Origin of the sequence: Streptomyces sp. T028, from assembly GCF_048159505.1 — a bacterium.
Classification (GTDB): Bacteria; Actinomycetota; Actinomycetes; order Streptomycetales; family Streptomycetaceae; genus Streptomyces.
Window position 1 is genome coordinate 65,417 of sequence record NZ_JBLRVZ010000035.1, and the last position, 18,617, is coordinate 84,033.

23 protein-coding genes, 1 tRNA gene and 1 pseudogene are annotated in these 18,617 nt (G+C 68.1%); 18 read left to right on the forward strand and 7 right to left on the reverse strand.

The window, feature by feature from the left end:
- Nucleotides 1–81: 81 nt before the first annotated feature.
- The 4 genes from ACLZN2_RS32190 (at nucleotide 82) to ACLZN2_RS32205 (ending at nucleotide 2,179) form a co-directional block, all read left to right on the forward strand.
- Nucleotides 82–177 carry a putative leader peptide gene (locus tag ACLZN2_RS32190; RefSeq protein WP_416982919.1) on the forward strand — a complete coding sequence of 32 codons (96 nt, stop codon included), beginning with the start codon at nucleotides 82–84 and terminating at the stop codon, nucleotides 175–177.
- Between the two features lie 101 nt (nucleotides 178–278).
- Complete coding sequence (locus ACLZN2_RS32195; protein WP_359284780.1) at nucleotides 279–557, forward strand: MoaD/ThiS family protein; 279 nt, start codon at nucleotides 279–281, stop codon at nucleotides 555–557.
- 15 nt (nucleotides 558–572) lie between these two features.
- Nucleotides 573–1,523 (forward strand): PLP-dependent cysteine synthase family protein, encoded by a 951-nt coding sequence (locus ACLZN2_RS32200; protein ID WP_416982920.1) that lies wholly within the window; start codon nucleotides 573–575, stop codon nucleotides 1,521–1,523.
- A gap of 179 nt (nucleotides 1,524–1,702) precedes the next feature.
- A complete protein-coding gene (locus ACLZN2_RS32205) occupies nucleotides 1,703–2,179 on the forward strand; it encodes a hypothetical protein (protein WP_416982921.1) in 477 nt (158 codons plus the stop codon).
- Nucleotides 2,180–2,209: 30 nt separating this feature from the next.
- Here the strand turns inward: ACLZN2_RS32205 and ACLZN2_RS32210 are convergent, their stop codons facing one another.
- Entirely contained in the window at nucleotides 2,210–2,668 is a 459-nt protein-coding gene (locus ACLZN2_RS32210) for a type II toxin-antitoxin system PemK/MazF family toxin (RefSeq protein WP_416982922.1), read from the reverse strand.
- 232 nt (nucleotides 2,669–2,900) lie between these two features.
- Here ACLZN2_RS32210 and ACLZN2_RS32215 point away from each other — a divergent pair, with 232 nt between their 5' ends.
- Complete coding sequence (locus tag ACLZN2_RS32215) at nucleotides 2,901–3,653, forward strand: MBL fold metallo-hydrolase (protein ID WP_416982923.1); 753 nt, start codon at nucleotides 2,901–2,903, stop codon at nucleotides 3,651–3,653.
- Nucleotides 3,654–3,737: 84 nt separating this feature from the next.
- On the opposite strand, the gene ACLZN2_RS32220 is transcribed toward ACLZN2_RS32215, so the two are convergent.
- A complete protein-coding gene (locus ACLZN2_RS32220) occupies nucleotides 3,738–4,988 on the reverse strand; it encodes a PTS transporter subunit EIIC (protein ID WP_416982924.1) in 1,251 nt (416 codons plus the stop codon).
- 91 nt (nucleotides 4,989–5,079) lie between these two features.
- On the opposite strand from ACLZN2_RS32220, the gene ACLZN2_RS32225 reads away from it, so the two are divergent.
- The 4 genes from ACLZN2_RS32225 to rdgB all read left to right on the forward strand — a co-directional run bounded on the left by ACLZN2_RS32225 (nucleotide 5,080) and on the right by rdgB (nucleotide 7,474).
- Nucleotides 5,080–5,412 (forward strand): glucose PTS transporter subunit EIIB, encoded by a 333-nt coding sequence (locus tag ACLZN2_RS32225; RefSeq protein WP_416982925.1) that lies wholly within the window; start codon nucleotides 5,080–5,082, stop codon nucleotides 5,410–5,412.
- A 101-nt stretch (nucleotides 5,413–5,513) separates the two neighbouring features.
- Nucleotides 5,514–6,251 carry a ribonuclease PH gene (rph, locus tag ACLZN2_RS32230; RefSeq protein WP_416982926.1) on the forward strand — a complete coding sequence of 246 codons (738 nt, stop codon included), beginning with the start codon at nucleotides 5,514–5,516 and terminating at the stop codon, nucleotides 6,249–6,251.
- A gap of 172 nt (nucleotides 6,252–6,423) precedes the next feature.
- Nucleotides 6,424–6,837: a hypothetical protein gene (locus tag ACLZN2_RS32235; RefSeq protein ID WP_416982959.1), complete on the forward strand. Its 414-nt coding sequence runs from the start codon at nucleotides 6,424–6,426 to the stop codon at nucleotides 6,835–6,837.
- A gap of 34 nt (nucleotides 6,838–6,871) precedes the next feature.
- The gene (rdgB, locus tag ACLZN2_RS32240) at nucleotides 6,872–7,474 is read left to right on the forward strand and encodes an RdgB/HAM1 family non-canonical purine NTP pyrophosphatase (protein ID WP_416982927.1); all 603 of its coding nucleotides are present in this window, start codon (nucleotides 6,872–6,874) and stop codon (nucleotides 7,472–7,474) included.
- A gap of 40 nt (nucleotides 7,475–7,514) precedes the next feature.
- On the opposite strand, the gene ACLZN2_RS32245 is transcribed toward rdgB, so the two are convergent.
- Together ACLZN2_RS32245 and bcp are read right to left on the reverse strand one after the other, a co-directional pair.
- Nucleotides 7,515–7,601: transfer RNA gene (locus ACLZN2_RS32245), tRNA-Leu, on the reverse strand.
- Nucleotides 7,602–7,658: 57 nt separating this feature from the next.
- Nucleotides 7,659–8,126 (reverse strand): thioredoxin-dependent thiol peroxidase, encoded by a 468-nt coding sequence (bcp, locus tag ACLZN2_RS32250; protein WP_416982928.1) that lies wholly within the window; start codon nucleotides 8,124–8,126, stop codon nucleotides 7,659–7,661.
- Between the two features lie 108 nt (nucleotides 8,127–8,234).
- On the opposite strand from bcp, the gene ACLZN2_RS32255 reads away from it, so the two are divergent.
- Complete coding sequence (locus tag ACLZN2_RS32255) at nucleotides 8,235–8,564, forward strand: DUF3618 domain-containing protein (RefSeq protein WP_416982929.1); 330 nt, start codon at nucleotides 8,235–8,237, stop codon at nucleotides 8,562–8,564.
- A gap of 119 nt (nucleotides 8,565–8,683) precedes the next feature.
- On the forward strand, nucleotides 8,684–8,986 hold the full coding sequence (locus ACLZN2_RS32260) for a GroES family chaperonin (RefSeq protein ID WP_162252535.1): 303 nt from the start codon (nucleotides 8,684–8,686) through the stop codon (nucleotides 8,984–8,986).
- An 83-nt stretch (nucleotides 8,987–9,069) separates the two neighbouring features.
- Here the strand turns inward: ACLZN2_RS32260 and ACLZN2_RS32265 are convergent, their stop codons facing one another.
- Nucleotides 9,070–11,478, reverse strand: coding sequence for a transglycosylase domain-containing protein (locus ACLZN2_RS32265; protein ID WP_416982930.1), 2,409 nt, complete (start codon nucleotides 11,476–11,478; stop codon nucleotides 9,070–9,072).
- 214 nt (nucleotides 11,479–11,692) lie between these two features.
- On the opposite strand from ACLZN2_RS32265, the gene ACLZN2_RS32270 reads away from it, so the two are divergent.
- From ACLZN2_RS32270 to ACLZN2_RS32285, 4 genes and pseudogenes are all read left to right on the forward strand, one after another.
- On the forward strand, nucleotides 11,693–12,493 hold the full coding sequence (locus tag ACLZN2_RS32270; RefSeq protein ID WP_416982931.1) for an ABC transporter permease: 801 nt from the start codon (nucleotides 11,693–11,695) through the stop codon (nucleotides 12,491–12,493).
- A gap of 85 nt (nucleotides 12,494–12,578) precedes the next feature.
- Complete coding sequence (locus ACLZN2_RS32275) at nucleotides 12,579–13,355, forward strand: ABC transporter permease (protein ID WP_416982960.1); 777 nt, start codon at nucleotides 12,579–12,581, stop codon at nucleotides 13,353–13,355.
- A pseudogene (locus ACLZN2_RS32280) lies at nucleotides 13,352–13,669 on the forward strand (ATP-binding cassette domain-containing protein); the annotation flags it as partial. The gene ACLZN2_RS32275 and the pseudogene ACLZN2_RS32280, both read left to right, overlap by 4 nt.
- A 341-nt stretch (nucleotides 13,670–14,010) precedes the next feature.
- Nucleotides 14,011–15,132, forward strand: coding sequence for a DUF3644 domain-containing protein (locus ACLZN2_RS32285; protein WP_416982932.1), 1,122 nt, complete (start codon nucleotides 14,011–14,013; stop codon nucleotides 15,130–15,132).
- 58 nt (nucleotides 15,133–15,190) lie between these two features.
- Here ACLZN2_RS32285 and ACLZN2_RS32290 read toward each other — a convergent pair whose 3' ends face one another.
- Nucleotides 15,191–15,907, reverse strand: a complete 717-nt coding sequence (locus ACLZN2_RS32290; RefSeq protein WP_416982933.1) for a 5-formyltetrahydrofolate cyclo-ligase — start codon at nucleotides 15,905–15,907, stop codon at nucleotides 15,191–15,193.
- A gap of 17 nt (nucleotides 15,908–15,924) precedes the next feature.
- Nucleotides 15,925–17,091 (reverse strand): helix-turn-helix transcriptional regulator, encoded by a 1,167-nt coding sequence (locus ACLZN2_RS32295; protein ID WP_416982934.1) that lies wholly within the window; start codon nucleotides 17,089–17,091, stop codon nucleotides 15,925–15,927.
- 220 nt (nucleotides 17,092–17,311) lie between these two features.
- Between ACLZN2_RS32295 and ACLZN2_RS32300 the strand changes: the two genes are divergently transcribed.
- From ACLZN2_RS32300 to ACLZN2_RS32310, 3 genes are read left to right on the forward strand one after another with little or no spacing between them, the layout of a single operon-like run.
- Nucleotides 17,312–17,641 (forward strand): hypothetical protein, encoded by a 330-nt coding sequence (locus ACLZN2_RS32300; RefSeq protein ID WP_416982935.1) that lies wholly within the window; start codon nucleotides 17,312–17,314, stop codon nucleotides 17,639–17,641.
- Nucleotides 17,638–18,009 (forward strand): hypothetical protein, encoded by a 372-nt coding sequence (locus ACLZN2_RS32305; RefSeq protein ID WP_416982936.1) that lies wholly within the window; start codon nucleotides 17,638–17,640, stop codon nucleotides 18,007–18,009. Before ACLZN2_RS32300 ends, ACLZN2_RS32305 begins: the two co-directional genes overlap by 4 nt.
- On the forward strand, nucleotides 18,009–18,596 hold the full coding sequence (locus ACLZN2_RS32310) for an ATP-binding protein (RefSeq protein WP_416982937.1): 588 nt from the start codon (nucleotides 18,009–18,011) through the stop codon (nucleotides 18,594–18,596). The genes ACLZN2_RS32305 and ACLZN2_RS32310 overlap by 1 nt, the downstream gene beginning before the upstream one ends.
- Nucleotides 18,597–18,617 lie beyond the last annotated feature (21 nt).

The window sequence follows — 18,617 nt, forward strand, 5'->3', positions numbered from 1 at the left end:
GGTCTCACTCACCGGCCCGAATCCGTCCACCATGTGGGATCACATTCCGGAAGCCGGGACGGGAATCGATACGATGAGCCCATGGTTTTCAACGACGTGAGCGAGAAGACGCCGGGCGCACTGCTCGTGGCGCGGCTGCACGTCGACCTGTGCAGGCTGGCCAGCGCCATCTGTTGACGCCGTCCCCTGCCGCCGTACGGCCGTGAGCCGCGGCCCCCGTCTCATCACGCACGTACCCCGCGCTGCCCGCACCTTCCTTCCGACAGGAGCCCTGAGCCATGGCCATCGAGGTCCGCATCCCCACCATCCTCCGCCAGTACACCGACGGTCAGAAGGCGGTGGAGGGCAGCGGTGACACCCTCGCCGACCTCTTCAACGACCTCGAGACCCGGCACACCGGCATCCACGCCCGGATCGTGGACGAGGGCAAGCTGCGCCGCTTCGTCAACGTCTACCTGAACGACGAGGACGTCCGCTTCGTGGACGGCATCAACACCAAGCTGTCCGACGGCGACACCGTGACGATCCTGCCGGCCGTGGCCGGCGGCATGGCCTAGGCCGGCAGATCCGGCATGCGTTACGACTCCCCGCTGGCCGCGGTGGGCAACACCCCTCTGGTGCGCCTGCCGCGGCTGTCGCCGTCCGCCGACGTCCGCATCTGGGCGAAGCTGGAGGACCGCAACCCCACCGGCTCGGTCAAGGACCGCCCCGCCCTGTACATGGTCGAGCAGGCGGAGAAGGACGGCCGCCTCACCCCAGGCTGCACCATCCTGGAGCCGACGAGCGGCAACACCGGCATCTCCCTCGCCATGGCGGCCAAGCTCAAGGGCTACCGCATCGTCTGCGTGATGCCCGAGAACACCTCGCAGGAGCGCCGGGACCTGCTCGCGATGTGGGGCGCCGAGATCATCTCCTCCCCGGCCGCGGGCGGCTCCAACACCGCCGTGCGCGTCGCCAAGGAGCTCGCCGCCGAGCACCCCGACTGGGTGATGCTCTACCAGTACGGCAACCCGGACAACGCCGGCGCGCACTACGCCACCACCGGCCCGGAGATCCTCGCCGACCTGCCCTCGATCACCCATTTCGTGGCGGGCCTCGGCACCACCGGCACCCTGATGGGCGTCGGCCGCTACCTGCGCGAGCACAAGCCGGACGTCAGGATCGTCGCCGCCGAGCCGCGCTACGACGACCTGGTGTACGGCCTGCGCAACCTCGACGAGGGCTTCGTACCGGAGCTGTACGACGCCTCCGTCCTCACCACCCGCTTCTCGGTCGGCTCGGCGGACGCCGTGACCCGTACCCGCGAACTCCTCCAGCAGGAGGGCATCTTCGCCGGCGTCTCCACGGGTGCCGCGCTGCACGCGGCGATCGGCGTCGGGAAGAAGGCCGTCAAGGCGGGGGAGAGCGCGGACATCGTGTTCGTCGTCGCGGACGGCGGCTGGAAGTACCTCTCCACCGGCGTCTACACGGCGGCCACCACCGAGGAGGCCATCGAGACACTCCAGGGCCAGCTCTGGGCGTAGGGCCTGTCCGGCGGATCATGCCGGTGCCGCTGGGCGGGGGTGGGTGTGCTCACCGGCGCTTGCCGGGTGCCGCTGCGCCCACCCGTGCCGCCCCAGCGGCACGACTGCCCGCAGTTCTGTAGGCGCCGGCACGGATCCGGACGTGCGGGTGGTACGTCGAAGGGGGAGAGGAGGCCCCCATGCGCCGTACGACCCGTACGACCCGTACCACCCCCACTGCCATCGCCATCGCCCTCGCGGTGCTGACGCTCGCCTTCGCCGGCTGCGGCACCGAGAGCGACGGCGCCGCGGCACCCCCGTCCTCCTCGGCGGCGGCCACCGGCGAGGACTGCACGGCCACCCCGCCGGCCGAACTCACCACCGCCGACGACGGCCGCACCTTCTGCCTGACCGTCGGCGGACAGCTCCGCCTCACCCTCGACGGCACCCGGGAACGCCCCTGGTCGACCGTCGCCACCACCGGCGACGTCCTGAAGCCCGTCAACGCGGGCATCGTCGTCCTGCCCGGCGACGCCCTCGCCGCCTACGAGGCGGTCGCCGCCGGCACGACCCGCCTCACCGCCTCCCGCCCGCTGTGCGCCGTCCCCACCGGACCGAGCGAGGTCTCCTGCAAGGGCATCCAGGAGTGGTCGGTCACCGTCCGCGTCACCCCATGACAGGGCTCAGGATGACAGGGCTCAGGTCGCTCAGGTCGCCAGATGCCGGACCTGGTCCCACAGCACCGGGTCCACCACACCCACCCGCCGCCGGAAGTCTCCAACCGGGACCTGACGCAGCTCGTCCGTCTCCAGGAAGCTCGGCCGCCCCCGCGCGTCACCGACCGCGCCCGGCGGCAGCGGGATCACCCCCGCCCGCTCGTCGCGGTACCTGCTGGTGATCTTCGCGACCGTCACCCGTTCGCCCCGCACCCCCAGCACCAGACACGGCCGGTCCTTGTCCCCGGGCCCGTCCTCGAACGGCACGTTCGCCCACCAGATCTCCGCCGGCTGCGGCCGCCCCCGGTCCCCGCGCACCCGCGCGGGCCGCCCCGGCGGCCGGGTCCTGCGCCCCTCGGGACGCCGCCCGCGCCCCCAGCCGTCCACGAGCGTGGCGACCAGCGCCAGCAGTACCACCGCCGCGAGCGCCAGCCACCAGGACGTGTCCATGGGACGACGTTACCGGCGCGCGCACGACAACGCGCGCCCTCGTTCGCGCCTCACACACCCCTCGTCCAGCCGATCCGGTGACAGCACAGGTGAGTTCGCCCACAACAGCCCCTGGTGGAGGAGCGACCCGACGTTTTGCGCCTTACGCTCGACAAACCGCACGACCCCCGTCGCCCCGTATCCCCGTATCCCTCGCATCTCCTCATTTCCCGCCAGCGGAGGTTTCTGCTTTATGAAGCTCACCGTCGTCGGCTGCTCGGGGTCGTTCCCGTCCGCGGAATCGGCCTGCTCGAGCTACCTCGTCGAGGCCGACGGCTACAGGCTGCTTCTCGACATGGGCAACGGCGCCCTCGGCGAGCTGCAGCGCCACTGCGGTCTCTACGACCTCGACGCGATCTTCCTGAGCCATCTGCACGCCGACCACTGCATCGACATGTGCGCCTATTTCGTCGCGCGCTACTACCGCCACGACGGCGGGCGCTGCGACCCCATCCCGGTCTACGGCCCCGAAGGCACCGAACACCGCCTGACCACGGCCTACGCCGACACCCCGTCCGCCTCCTCGATGAGCGAGGTCTTCGACTTCCACACGGTCAAGCCGTCCACCTTCGACATCGGCCCGTTCACCGTGCACACCGAGCGCGTGGCCCATCCCGTCGAGGCGTACGGCATCCGCGTCGAGCACGGCGGCCGGTCGCTCACCTACTCCGGCGACACCGGCCTCAGCCCGGCCCTGGAGGAACTCGCCCGTGACACCGACCTCTTCCTGTGCGAGGCGGCCTTCACGCACGGCAAGGAGAACATCCCCGACCTCCACCTCAACGGCCGCGAGGCCGGCGAGACGGCGGCGCGGGCCGGCGCGAAGAAGCTCGTGCTGACCCACATCCCGCCGTGGACCGACCCCCGGGTCAACCTCGCCGACGCCCGAGCGGTCTACGACGGCCCGGTCGAACTGGCGGCGCCGAGGGTGTCGTACGAGATCTAGACCCCCGCATCCAGACCCCCGCACATGCGGAAGGCCCCCGGAGAAGTTCAGGGCTCCGGGGGCCTTCGTGCGCCTGGCGGCGGGCTACGCCTTCGTGAGGTCCTCGACCTCCTCCTCCGGCTCCCGGCCGGGGGTGGGGAGGTTGAACTTCGTGATGGCGAAGCGGAAGACGAAGTAGTAGATCGCTCCGAAGACCAGACCGATCGGGATGATCAGCCATGGCTTGGTGGCCAGGTTCCAGTTCAGGGCGTAGTCGATGAAGCCCGCGGAGAACGTGAAGCCGGTGTGCACGCCGAGCGCCCAGGTGACCGCCATGGACAGGGCGGTGAGCACCGCGTGGATGGCGTACAGCAGCGGGGCGATGAACATGAACGAGAACTCGATCGGCTCGGTCACACCGGTCACGAACGAGGTCAGCGCGACCGAGATCATCATGCCCAGCACGGCCTTGCGGCGCTCCGGGCGGGCGGTGTGGGCGATGGCGAGCGCGGCGGCCGGCAGACCGAACATCATGATCGGGAAGAAGCCCGTCATGAACTGACCGGCGGTCGGGTCCCCGGCGAAGAAGCGGGTGAGGTCGCCGTGGACGATCTCACCGGAGGCCTCCTTGAAGTCACCGAGCTGGAACCAGGCGACCGAGTTCACGAACTGGTGCATGCCGACCGGGATCAGCGCGCGGTTGATCAGACCGAACAGCGCGGCGCCGAAGGCCCCGAGACCGGTGATCCACTCGCCGACGTCCGAGATGCCCTCGCCGATCGGCTTCCAGACCAGGCCGAAGAACACACCCATGAGCGTGCCGACGAACGCCATGATGATCGGCACCAGCCGGCGGCCGTTGAAGAAGCCGAGCCAGTCGACCAGCTTCTTGCGGTGGTACCGCTGCCACAGTACGGCCGACAGCAGACCCATCAGGATGCCGCCGAGGACGCCGGGGTTGTTGTAGGTCGCGGCCACGTCGGCGCCGGCCTGGACCTTCGCCTCGGTGACCGGGAACGCCTTCAGCACGTTGCTGTAGACCAGGAAGCCGACCAGCGCGGCGAGGGCGGTCGAGCCGTCCGCCTTCTTGGCGAAACCGATCGCGACGCCGATGCAGAACAGCATCGGGAGGTTGTCGAAGATGGCGCCGCCGGCCGTGCCGAACACCGCCGTGACCTTGTCGGGCAGGTGGAGCTTCTCTTGTACGTCCGCCTGGCCGAGGCGGAGCAGGATGCCCGCCGCCGGAAGCACGGCGATGGGGAGCTGAAGGCTCCGGCCGACCTTCTGCAGGCCCTGGAGCAGTCCGGATCCCCGCTTCTTCGCGGGGGCCGCCGATGTCGCGGTGGCGGTGGTCATGGTTCCTCCATCTGGGTGATGGTCTACACCACTCAGTGGTGTAGACCATGTTGTAGCAGATGAAGAACACATAAGGAACCCGCCGGATCCCATGAGATCCGGCCCGTGGGTTGGCGGCCACCGGGCGGGTGGTGTAGACCAGTCACGGACGATTGGGTTGGCTGGGCCAACTGCGCGTGAGGAGACCGACATGGCCACCAAGGCAGAGAAGATCGTCGCCGGGCTCGGCGGCATCGACAACATCGAGGAGATCGAGGGCTGCATCACCCGCCTGCGGACCGAGGTCTCCGACCCCTCCCTCGTCGACGACGCCGCCCTCAAGGCCGCCGGCGCCCACGGCGTCGTCAAGATGGGCACCGCCATCCAGGTCGTCATCGGCACCGACGCCGACCCGATCGCCGCGGAGATCGAAGACATGATGTGACCGGCCCAGGTCACCTGTAAGGGGCTTCTCCCACCAGGGGAGGAGCCCCTTCCCCGCTGTACGGGACAGCCCCTTCCCCGGGTACGACTAGGCTCGTCGCCATGTCACGCATCGACGGCCGCACCCCCGAACAGCTCCGCCCCGTCACCATCGAACGCGGCTGGAGCAAGCACGCAGAAGGCTCCGTCCTCATCTCCTTCGGCGACACCAGGGTCTTCTGCACCGCCTCCGTCACCGAAGGCGTCCCCCGCTGGCGCAAGGGCAGCGGCGAGGGCTGGGTCACCGCCGAGTACTCCATGCTCCCCCGCGCCACCAACACCCGCGGCGACCGCGAGTCCGTCCGCGGCAAGATCGGCGGCCGCACCCACGAGATCTCCCGTCTCATCGGCCGCTCCCTGCGCGCCGTCATCGACTACAAGGCGCTCGGCGAGAACACCATCGTCCTCGACTGCGACGTCCTCCAGGCCGACGGCGGCACGCGTACGGCGGCCATCACCGGCGCGTACGTCGCCCTCGCCGACGCCGTCGCCTGGGCCCAGGGCAAGAAGCTGATCCGGGCCGGACGCCGGCCTCTGACCGGCACGGTCTCCGCCGTCTCCGTCGGCATCGTCGGCGGCGTCCCCCTCCTCGATCTCCGTTACGAGGAGGACGTCAAGGCCGAGACCGACATGAACGTCGTCTGCACCGGCGACGGCCGCTTCGTCGAGGTCCAGGGCACCGCCGAGGCCGAACCCTTCGACCGCCAGGAGCTCAACTCCCTGCTGGACCTCGCGGTCTCCGGCTGCAAGGAATTGACCGCACTCCAGCGCGCGGCACTTGATACCGTCCTCGAAAAGTAAAGGGCGAACCAAGCGGAACGGCGCGCGGCGGCAACCTCACCGCGCGCCGCGGCGTCTTGGCCAGTACGCAGTATCAGTGCGCCCTAGCGGTGCGCCCTAGCAGTACGCCGTAGCAGTACGCAGCTCAGTGAAGTGCAGCAGTGCACGAACGGGGAGGAACCCAGCAATGGCCATGTCCGCGAGCCGCCGACACCGGGGCCGAGGCCGCCGTACCGCCATCGCCGCGAGCGCCGCGGCCGTCGCGCTCACCCTGGGCTTCACGGTGACCGGCTGCGACGCCGTCAACAAGGCCCTGGACTGCGTCCAGACCGCCGACGCCATCGCCGACAGCGTCACCGACCTCCAGCAGGCCGTGGAGAACGCGTCGAACGACCCGACGCAGCTCGAGGAGTCCCTCACCTCCATCGAGAGCAACCTCGACGAGATAGGCGACAAGACGGACAACGCCGACGTCAACAAGGCGGTCGACGACCTGAACACGGCCGTCACCAACGTCCGTACGGCGGTGGAGAACGGGGACAACACCCCCGACCTCAGCCCGGTCACGGACGCGGCGGGCGAACTGACGAAGGTCTGCACACCGTGACGGACGGCTTCGGCGAGTCGGGATACTGGGGGGCATGACCCGCCTGATCCTCGCCACCCGCAACGCCGGAAAGATCACCGAACTGAGGTCGATCCTCGCCGACGCAGGTCTCTCGCACGACCTCGTCGGCGCGGACGCCTACCCGGAGATCCCCGACGTCAAGGAAACCGGAGTGACGTTCGCCGAGAACGCCCTCCTCAAGGCCCACGCCCTCGCCCAGGCCACCGGCCTCCCCGCCGTGGCCGACGACTCCGGCCTCTGCGTGGACGTCCTGGGCGGCGCCCCCGGCATCTTCTCGGCCCGCTGGTCCGGCGCCCACGGCGACGACCGGGCCAACCTGGACCTCCTCCTGGCCCAGCTCTCCGACATCACCGACGACCACCGGGGCGCCCACTTCGCCTGCGCCGCCGCCCTGGCCCTCCCGGACGGTACGGAACGAGTGGTCGAGGGCCGTCTGACGGGCACCCTCCGCCACACGCCCACGGGCACGAACGGCTTCGGCTACGACCCGATCCTCCAGCCGGACGGCGAGACGCGCACCTGCGCCGAGCTGACCCCGGCGGAGAAGAACGCGATCAGCCACCGGGGCAAGGCGTTCCGGGCGCTCGTCCCCGTCGTACGCGACCTGCTCGGATAGGGAGACGGGCAGGGGCACGAGCGGGGACACAAGGAGATGCTGGTGCGGCCGGAGGGACTCGAACCCTCACGGGAGTTACCCCACTGGGACCTAAACCCAGCGTGACTGCCAGTTCCACCACGGCCGCCTGACACTGCCCGGCCATGCTACTTGCCGGGCAGTCCGCTCAGTTCCCCAAATCCCTTCAGATCCCCAAATCCTTGATGATCTTGGCCACGTGACCGGTCGCGCGGACGTTGTAGAAGGCGTGTTCGACCTTGCCGTTCTCGTCGACCACGATCGTGGAGCGGATGACGCCCATGTACGTCTTGCCGTAGTTCTTCTTCTCGCCGAAGGCGCCGTACGCGTCGAGGGCGGTCTTTTCGGGGTCGGCCAGGAGGGTGACCTTCAGGGACTCCTTCTCGCGGAACTTCCCGAGCTTCTCGGGGCTGTCCGGGGAGATGCCGAGGACGTCGTAGCCCGCGGCGGCCAGGACGTCGAGGTTGTCCGTGAAGTCGCAGGCCTGCTTGGTGCAACCGGGGGTCAGGGCCGCCGGGTAGAAGTACACGATGACCTTGCGGCCCTTGTGGTCCGACAGGGACACCTCGTTGCCGTCGGCGTCGGGGAGGGTGAAGGCGGGGGCCACGTCCCCGGGCTGCAGTCGCTCGCTCATCGCTCCAGCGTAACCGGGGGTCCTGACAGTGCGGTCGCGGGCAGAGCTGACAGACTGTCCAGAACAGGTATCGGCAACAACGCATCGGCTGACTTCGGAGGCCTCACCGTGGCGGACACGTCGGACACCAGAACCCCGGCGCAGATCGAGGCGGACATCAAGGCCCGCCGCGTGAAGCTGGCCGAGACGCTCGACGAGATCGGGGTGCGGGTGCACCCGAAGACCATCGTCGGAGATGCCAAGGCCAAGGTCGTCGCCAACGTCGACCACACCCTCGGCAGGGCCTACGTCCAGGTCAACCGGGTCGTGACGGACGTCAGGGCGCAGTTCGTGGACGAGGACGGCGCACCCCGCCTCGAGCGGGTCGTGCCGGTCGCGCTGCTCGTGGTCGGTGTGGTCGGGCTGCTCGCCCTGGGCAGCCGGCGCCGGAAGTCGTGACGGGCCACCCGGCGGCACACCCTGCGGCCCTTCCGTTCGGCGAAGGCAGGTAGGTTCGAGGCGTGAGCGGTAACAGAAGCGACCACAGCGGTCCTCAGCACGACAAGCTTCCCATCCGGATGCTCCACGACCGTGTCCTCGTACGGCAGGACACCAGCGAGGGCGAGCGGCGTTCCGGCGGGGGCATCCTGATCCCCGCGACGGCGGCCGTGGGCCGGCGTCTGGCCTGGGCGGAGGTCGTCGCGGTGGGCCAGAACGTACGGACCGTGGAGCCGGGCGACCGGGTCCTGTACGACCCGGAGGACCGGGCCGAGGTGGAGGTGCGGGGCGTGGCCTATGTGCTGATGCGTGAGCGCGACCTGCACGCGGTGGCCGCGGACCGGTTCGAGGGCTCGGAGGACACGACAGGCCTGTACCTGTAGAGCGCGCACTCGTAGGGCGGCGCACTCGTAGAGCGACGGCAGAAGGGGCTGGTGACCATCGTCACCAGCCCCTTCTGCCGTGGCTACCCCAGCTGTCTGCGCGTCGTGAGCTGCGTCCCCGTCCCCGTCGTCGTGCCCTGCGAGCCGCTGCCCGGGGTGCCCGCGTCGCCCGTGCCGGTGGTGGTGCCCGCGTCACCGGTCCCGGTGGTGGTGCCCGCGTCCCCGGTGCCGGTCGTGGTGCCCGCGTCGCCGGTGCCGCCGTCGGCGGTCCCGGTGGACGTGTTCCCGTCGGTGGTGCCGCCGTCGGAGTCCGTGCCGGAGGTGGTCGAGCCGCCGTCCGTGGTGCCGCCGTCGGTCTGCCCCTGGGTCTGGCCCTGCGTCTGGCCCTGGTCGTCCTGGCCGCCGGGGGTGGCCTCGTCGTCGCCGGTGGTGGCGCTCGGGGAGGACGGGGTGACGGGGAGACCGGTGTCCGCGGAGCCGGCCTGGACGTCGAGGTCGAAGTCGTGGGCGGTGGTGCCCTTCAGGGCCTCCTTGGTGAACTGCGCCCAGATCTCGGTGGGCGCCCCGCCGCCGTTGATGCGGGCAAGGCCCATCGCGCCCTTGAGGGACTTGTGGGCGGCGGTCTCGGGGTCCTGGCCCATCACGGCGACGACGGTGGCGAGGTCGGGCGTGTAGCCGGCGAACCAGGCGGCCTGGTCCTCCTCGGCGGTGCCGGTCTTGCCGGCGGCGGGGCGGCCGGCGGCGAGGGCGGCGGTCGCGGTGCCGTTGTTGACGACGCTCTGCAGGACGGCGGTGGTGGTGTCGGCGGCCTCGCGGCTGACGGCCTGGGCGGTCTTCCGCTTGGGCAGCTCGACCGTCCCGCCGTCCTTGGTGACCTTCTCGATGATCGTGTACGTGCCGTGCTTGCCGTGGTTGGCGAGCGTGGCGTACGCCTCGGCCATGTCGAGGACGCTCGCGGTGGCGGTGCCGAGCGCGATCGACGGGTACGGCTGCAGGTCGGGGGTGTCGGTGGGCAGGCCCAGGTCGATCGCGGTCTGCTTGACCTTGGCGGGGCCGACGTCGACGGCCATCTGCGCGTACACGGAGTTCACGGACTTGTCCGTGGCCTGGCGCACGGTGATGTTGCCGTAGTTGACGTAGTCCTCGTTCTCGGGGGCGTAGGTCCCGCCGCTCCAGCCCCGCACGGGGCGCCTGTTGGTGCCGTCGTAGACCGTGTTGGGGGTGATGGTGCGGCCGTCCTGGGTGGTGGAGTCGTTCTCGACGGCCGAGGTGAGGACGAACGGCTTGAAGGTGGAGCCGACCTGGAAGTCCTGGCGGGTGGCGTTGTTCGTGTACTGCTTGACGTAGTCGATGCCGCCGTACATCGCGAGGACCTTGCCGGTCTTGGGGTCGACGGCGGCGCCGCCCGCGCGGACGTAGGTGTCGACCTTGCGGTTCTTCTTGTCGAGCTTGTCCATCAGCTGGTCGTTGACGGCGTCGACGAACGCGTTCTGCTTCTTCTTCTGGATGGTGGTGGTGATCTGGTAGCCGCCGGCGTCGAGCTGCTCCGAGGTGACGATCTTGTTGTCGCGGAGGTAGTCCTTGATGGCGGTGACGAGGTAGCCGCGCTGTCCGGACATGCCGGTGTCGGCGCCCGAGGTCTCCTTCGGCGTGGGGAACTCCATGCCCGTGCGCTCGGACTCGTCCAGCCAGCCCTTGGTGACCATGCCGTCGAGGACGTAGTTCCAGCGGGCCTCGGCGGCCTTCTTGTTCTCGGGGTGGGCGATCACGTCGTACTCGCTGGGGGCGTTGACGAGTGCGGCGAGGTACGCGCCCTGGGCGGCGGTGAGTTCGGCGGCGTGGATGCCGTAGTAGGCCTTGGCGGCGGCCTCGATGCCGTACGCGTTGCTGCCGAAGTAGCTGGTGTTGAGGTAGCCCTCGAGGATCTCGTTCTTGGACTTCTCGCGGTCCAGCTTGATCGAGATGAAGAACTCCTTCACCTTGCGGGTGAGGGTCTGTTCCTGCGCGAGGTAGTAGTTCTTGACGTACTGCTGGGTGATGGTGGAGCCGGACTGCTTGCCCTTGCCGGTCGCGGTGTTCCAGCCGGCCCGCAGCATGGCCTTGGGGTCGATGGCGGACTCGCTGTAGAAGTCGCGGTCCTCGGCGGCGAGGATGGCGTGCTGGGCGTCCTTGGAGATCTGCGAGAGGTCGACGTTCTCCCGGTTGATCTCTCCGTCGCGGGCGATCTCGGTGCCGTCGGCGTACAGGTAGACGTTGGACTGCTTGGTGGCGAGCGCGTTGGCCGGGGGGATCTTGACCGTGGAGTAGCCGAGGTAGAACAGGCCGATCAGGAGGAGCACGCCGAGGACGAACGTGGCGAGCACCATCCGCCAGGTGGGGATCAGCCGCCGCCAGCCGGTGCGCTTGGGGCGCTTCGGCTTCTCGGCCTCTCCCGGTGGTTCACCCGGTGCCCAGCCCTCGGTCGGCTGCTGCGGCTGCGGCTCGTCGCTCATGTGCTGCTCGGACTCCTGTTTCGCGTCGTACGTTCCCGTACGCCTCAAACGCCATTTGTGCCCCCTGTCAGAGACTCTCGCACCAAGCGTTCCGTTCCCGGCAAACGGCACGAGTTGTGCCGGAAAAACGCGTGGCACGTCCCTGTGCCCGCGGACTAGGCTCCTGCGCTTCGGTGTCGTAGAGGTGGACGAGCGAGCGAGGAGGAAGGTTGCCGTGGGTTCGGCGCGGTTGTACACGGCCGTCGCAGCGGGGGGTTTCAGAAGGTACGCGACGTATCGGGCGGCCACGGCCGCAGGGGTGTTCACCAACACGGTTTTCGGCCTGATCCTCGTCTACACATATCTGGCGTTGTGGGACGAGCGGCCGCACCTCGGGGGCTACGACCAGGCGCAGGCCGTGACGTTCGTGTGGCTGGGGCAGGCGTTGTACGCGACGCTGGCGATCCAGGGCGGCGGCTTCGAGAACGACCTCATGGAACGTATCCGTACGGGTGAGATCGCGATCGACCTCTACCGCCCGGCGGATCTGCAGGCGTGGTGGCTGGCGAACGACCTGGGGCGGGCGGTGTTCCAGTTGCTGGGGCGCGGTGTGATCCCTTTCGTGTTCGGGGTGTTGTGCTTCCCGACCGCGCTTCCGGGCGATCCGGGAACCTGGCTGGCGTTCCTGGTCACGCTGGTGCTCGCGATGGTGGTCAGTTTCGGGATCCGGTTCCTGGTGGCGCTGAGCGGTTTCTGGCTGATGGACGGCACGGGCGCGTTGCAGGTGCTCATGGTCACGGGGATCTTCTGCTCGGGGATGACACTGCCGCTGAACGCGTTCCCGGGCGCGCTGGGTGAGGTCGTACGGGTGCTGCCGTGGGCGGCGCAGCTGCAGCTGCCGGCCGATGTGCTGATGGGGGAGGCCGATCCGCTGCCGGTGTTCGCGTTCCAGGCGGCGTGGGCGGTGGTGCTGCTGGGGGCGGGCCGGCTGGTGCAGTCGGCGGCGACGCGGCGGGTGGTGGTGCAGGGTGGCTGAGGATCTTCGGTTCGCCGAGCCCGGCCGGGGCCTGCTCGTCGAGCGCCATCGCAATCGGGTCCTGGAGGGGCTGCGGACCTATCGGATGATCGCCGGGATGTGGATCCGTTCCACGATGGCGTACCGGGTGTCGTTCGTGATGACGGCGCTCGGCGGGGCGGTGGTGACCGGGCTGGACTTTGTCGCGATCTTGCTGATGTTCTCCCGGGTGGACAGCCTGGGCGGCTACTCGCTGCCCGAGGTCGCCCTGATGTACGGGCTGTCGGCGACGTCCTTCGGGATCGCGGACCTGGTGATGGGTTCGGCGGGCCGGCTGGGCACGCGCGTGCGTGACGGCACGCTCGACACGCTGCTGGTGCGGCCGGCGCCGGTGCTGGCGCAGGTCGCTGCGGACCGCTTCGCGCTGCGCCGGCTGGGCCGGATCACCCAGGGGGCCGTGGTCCTCGTGTACGCCCTGGTCGCCCTCGACGTCCACTGGACGGCGGCGAAGGTGCTGCTGCTGCCGGTGATGGTGGTGTGCGGCGGGGTGATCTTCTCCGCGGTGTTCGTGGCGGGCGCGTCGTTCCAGTTCCTGGCGCAGGACGCCGCCGAGGTGCAGAGCGCGTTCACGTACGGCGGTCAGACGCTGTTGCAGTATCCGCCGACGGTGTTCGGCAAGGAGCTGGTGCGCGGGGTGACGTTCCTGTTCCCGCTGGCCTTCGTCAACTGGGTGCCCGCGTCCTACGTGTTGGACCGGCCGTATCCGCTGGGGCTGCCGCAGTGGGCGGCGTTCGCCCCGCCGCTGGTGGCGGTGGCGTGCTGGGTCCTGGCCGGGCTGGCGTGGCGGGCGGGCCTCAGGTCGTATCGGAGCACGGGAAGTTGACGGAGCGCAGGGAGTTGACGGTGGACGCTTTCATCGAACTGGACCGAGTCGAGAAGGTCTTCGACGTGCGCAGGAAGACCGGCTTCCTGAAGCGGGAGGTGCGGCAGGTGCGGGCGGTCGACGCGATCTCCTTCACCGTGGCGCGTGGCGAGATGGTCGGCTACATCGGGCCGAACGGCGCCGGGAAGTCGACGACCATCAAGATGCTGACCGGCATCCTGGTGCCGAGCGGCGGCCGGCTGCGGGTGGCGGGCATCGACCCGTCCCGTGAGCGGACCCGCCTGGCGCACCGCATCGGCGTGGTGTTCGGGCAGCACTACCACGAAACATGTGGTGGACGAAGCCCAGTCTACCCCTGCCGATGGGCGTCCGGCAGGGTGCTGGATGGGCCTGAAAGTGCAGGTCAGACCCGCTGCGGTGTGGCCGTCGGCATTCCCACCCGAAGTCAGTGGCAACGCGCCAGCGAGCCACAGGAAGGTCCTCCGATCTACGCCGATGATCTTGCGCGGAATGATGCCGATCTACTGGGAAAGGGGCTGCCGAAAATTCTGTGACGCAGGGGCGCGGTGTACCTCGTGATGGGTCGTGGGAATCCTGTTTGCCCCGGGGTGCTCGTCGGTGTGATCCTTCTAAGTGAACTTGAAGGGCGCACGACATGGCATACCCCCGATGGCACCACATCCTCATGGAGTCGCAGCGGCACGCCCTAAAAGCAGTTGACGAGTGGAATTGTTCAAGCGGCAACTACTGCGACTTCCTGACGCACATGCACAAGGCGTGGCACTACCTGCTTCACGCGGAGTTCCACAAAGACAAGATCGACTACCACTTCAGGGACCCCAAGACCGGTCAGTACATCCTGATCGACAACGAGCCGAAGGCGTGGGATCTGGAGTGGTGCTTGAAACAGCGCTACCCCGACAGCGGTGACATCGTCAGGCTGAACGCCGAGCTCTTCGTAGCGCTCCGCAACAAGGTGGAGCACCGGTACGAGCATAACCTGAAGATCGCCACCGGCGGCAAGGCGCAGGCGCTCGTCATGAACTACGAGCACGAGATGGTGGCCTTCTTCGGGTCCAAGTACAGCCTCGCGGATCGGCTCCGCTTCCCGATTTCTCTTCAGGCGCTCACCGCCGAGGGGCGCGCGCAGCTCCAGAAGGCGGCGAAGAAGCTCCCGAAGAAGACCCGCGACGTGGTGGCGAAGTTCGAGGCGGCCATCGACCCGGCTGTCCTGGATGACCTCAAGTACGACTACCGCGTCCGTCTCGTGCCCATCGTCGGCTCGAAGACGGACGCCGACCTTGCGATCAACTTCGTCAAGCTCGACGAGCTGACCGAGGAGGAGCGCAAAACCATGGTCGAGGCGGGGCGTCAGGGGACCGTCATCATCAAGGACCGACACGTCGAGGTCGCGGACAAGGCGAAACTCCGCGCCAAGCAGGTCGCCGCGCTCGTCGAGGAGCAGGTGCCCTTCGAGTTCAGCGCGTACAGCGAGCACCTGGAGATGTGGCAGCGACTCAAGGTGCGTCCCGCCAAGGACTCCGCCGATCCGTACGCCACCGACGCGCGGTACTGCATATACAGCGAGGCGTTCAACTCCTACCTCTACACGCCGGCCTGGGTGAAGAAGGTCGTCAAGGAGATCGGCACCGTCGAGAAGTACCGTGCCTTCTTCGACAAGGAGCCGCGCATGAAGAAGAACATCACTCAGTTCCCGAAGCAGGCGGGTGCACCCGCAGCAGAAGGCGACGCTCACCCCCAGAGCAAGAGCGCCTAAATGACAGGAGCGCCCGACCCACGGCGGGGGATCGGGCGCTCCTGAGACTTGAGTCTAATCACCTCTGATTCCGCGCAGCCAGCACCGGAATCGCCGCGATCTTCTCCGCCGTAAGGTCGTTCCACACCAACCCCGAGGGCCGGCGTCGGTTGGTGCAGGGGATCACCTCGTTGGGCGTGACGATGTAGTCCACGGAGAAATCGTGCTCGGTCTCGGGGATGTCGTCCTCGACCACCTGGAGCGTGTGCACCGGGGCCACGATCACGGTCCGGTCCGTCACCAATCCGGCCTCGATCAACAGCGCAACCTCAAGGTCGGAGTATCCAGCGCCCTTACCGATACGTGCGCCTGAGCGGTTCACAGCCACGCTGCCGCACACCACCAGGTCGATAGGTTCCATGGACTCAACACCGAGCCGGCGGGCAACCTGAGCCGCGCCCTTCTTCTCGGCGGCCTCCTCGGGCGGGAGTCCGAGGTTCTCGGGATCGAGCAGGTAGAACGGTTCGAGCGATGCCATGCGCGGTACGGCCATGTAGACGCGCTTGCCGTCCTTGAGGGCGCGGACGCGTACCGGAAGCTGCGCCCAGTCGGGGTTCGCCTTCACCGTGGTGGCCTGCCGCCAGAAGTCTTGACCAGCCAGTTGTTCCGCCGTGTCCTCGGCACCGTAGAAGCCAGGGATCTTGCCGTACGAGTCGGCGGGTGCGCCGCTACCGTCGATGAGGCGGCGCCACACCTTCTCGCGGAGTTCCTGCTTGGCCTGGTCGATGTCGTTCACGTACTCCCGCCCTGTACTTAGCTCGCCGCCATCAACGCCAGCAGCCGATCGTTAATCTCCTGCGCCCATGGCTCACTGCGCCACGGCCGAAGCTCCCGACCAGCGGCAAACGCCAGATTAAGCCCGCCGCCACCACGCGTCAGTTCGACCGCATCAATGGTGCGGTGCATCGCCGCTGCGGCCTCATCGAGCTTCCGTTGTCGGATGAGTGCCAAGGTCAGGTTGCCCAGCGCGATGGCCTGAGACTTCTTCTTGCTGGCCAGTGCTCTCGTGGTCATACGGAGGATGGGTTCCGCGCGTTCGGGGAGATCGAGGAACAGGTAGCACGAGCCAGCGAGCCGGTTGTACTCGTTGACCGTGTAGTACGGCGCGGCCACGTCGTCGGGGTGGACGCGGTCGAACTGGGCTTCTGCTTTCTTCAGCGCGTCTTCGCAGTCGTTGAAGCTGTCCGTCATGGCGTATCCCTCGGCGACATGAAGCAGAGACAATCCTGTCAGCGATGGACTGGCCAGCTTCGCCACCTCGGCCGCCTGTTGTGCCAGCGTGACGCCGCGCGTCGGGTTCTTCTCGCCGTAGAGGGCGACGTAGCTCATCCGCAGCGTCGCGTATGCCTCGATCGACGGATCACGGACGTGCCGAGCTGCTTCGACCGCTTCTTGGAAGTAGGCGAGCGGTGCTTGGTGGTCGCGCCGTTGGCTGACGTCCCACACCAGTTGTCCCATGAGCGTTGCCGAGTCGGCTTCGACTTCGTACAGCGCCCGACGTACGCGTGGGTTGGTGGCGTTCTCTCGGAGGAACTTCACCTGGCCGTGCACTTGTCCCGCCGGGCCGAGCAGTCCGGTAGACGATGCCTTGTCGTAGGACTCATCCAGTTGCCGCAGGCGCTCGTGCAGGTAGGCGACGACCATCAGGTCGGCCGACGCCGGGTTCTGGAGCGCGTAGGTCATCCGCTCGCTCTGGGGCGTCTGGAGCACGGTTACTTCGGCGAGCGCGGCTTGGAGTTCCTCTCTGGAAATCTTGAGTGCACGGGCAAGCTTTGGCCGGAGCCAGGCTTGCGGTTCCGTTTCGCCGTTCTCCCAACGGCCGACGGTGGAACGCTCGACGCCCAGATACTCGGCGAGTCCTTCTTGGGTAAATCCAGCCGCTTTGTGGCGTTGTGCGAGCTGGATGCGCTTTGTCGCCATCCGCCCATCCCTCCGAGTGGCACGCGGGCAGTAACACCCTAACTCCGCAACGGGAGTTCATGCAGGTGACACCGATGAATGCCACATGGATGCGGCATCCGTGCGGCACGTTTGCTGTGGTGTCTTTGCAGGTCAAGCCGCTCTTCTAGCAGGCAGGTTGGCGAGTGACGAGAGCTGATGCCGTCACTCGCCAGCCGTTCCAGTCCCCCAGGAGGAACGGATGCAACCTGCCATGTACGGCTACATGCGGCTCGCCGCAAGTGGTGACGACGAAGACGAATCGGCATCGATCCGGCGCGAACTCGCCACGCACGCCGGACGCGAGGGCTTCACGTTGGAGCGGGTGTTCGTCGAACGGCTTGGCGCGGACGAGGAGTCAGCGTTCTTCACGCTCGTCGACGCCCTGAAGACCACCGAGATCAAGCACGTCATTGTGCCGTCGCTCTGGCACTTTGCTCGGCTTCCGGGACTCCAGGCCGCCATGCGTGATCACATCGAGCGAGAAATCGGCGCTCGGCTGTGGGTCGTGCAGGGGGTGAAGACGCCGTGACCACCCCCGCCTCGCTCTGCGTCGGCTACCTGAGACTTCGCCTGTCGGACGACGATCGCTCTGAACAACACCACGTAGTCACCATGGCGACCTTCGCTGAACGTGAGGGCTTCACGCTGTCGCTGTTGTTCGTTGAGACGCGGTGGCAACGAGCGCTCGCCCTGAACGCCTTGACGGCCTACTGCCAGTCGCACGGCATCAGGAACGTGATCGTGCCGACCGCCGAGCACCTGAACCAACTGCCGACGCTCGCGGACTTTTCCAAAGGGACGCTCGAACAGGACATCGGCGGTCGGGTGTGGTTTGCCGCTTCCGCTGATCCGGTGCTGCCCGCACCTCCTGGTGCAGTGAAGGACGGCGAGAGGTGATGACCACCGCATCCCACGGCGTCCGCACCCTCCACGTGTCCCGCGTGCATCTCGTCGCCGTCGGCTCCGCCGTGTCGGTGTCCCGGGCGTTCGTCCGGCAGACGCTCGCGCACTGGAAGCTGAGCGACTACGCGCCCGACTGCGCTCTCATGATGTCCGAGCTGGTGAGTAACGCCGTCAAGGAGACGGGGTTTGCGGACCGGCAGCCGAAGTCGTGGGAGATCACGGCAGCGCACGTCGTCGCGGTACAGCTCCGGGCCATCGGGGAGGTGCTGTACGTCGAGGTCTGGGACCGAAGCCCGTTGGTTCCGGTCAAACAAGAGGTCACCGCGGAAGCGGAAGGTGGGCGCGGTCTTCACCTCGTCGAGGCGCTGGCGAAGGACTGGGGGATCTACCGGCCGCCGGCCGGAGGCAAGATTGTGTGGGCGATGGTTCCGCTGGCCTCACTGCCAAGTCCGTCACTGGATGGACCAACGCTTCAACTGCGTATGCCGGACGGCGTCACACCGCCACCCGGCCCCGTCAAGCAGCAGGCGTCTACCGCCCTGATGCAACGCGTCCTTGACGGCCTCCGTCAACTCCTTTGATCCGACAGCGCCGGACGGGCA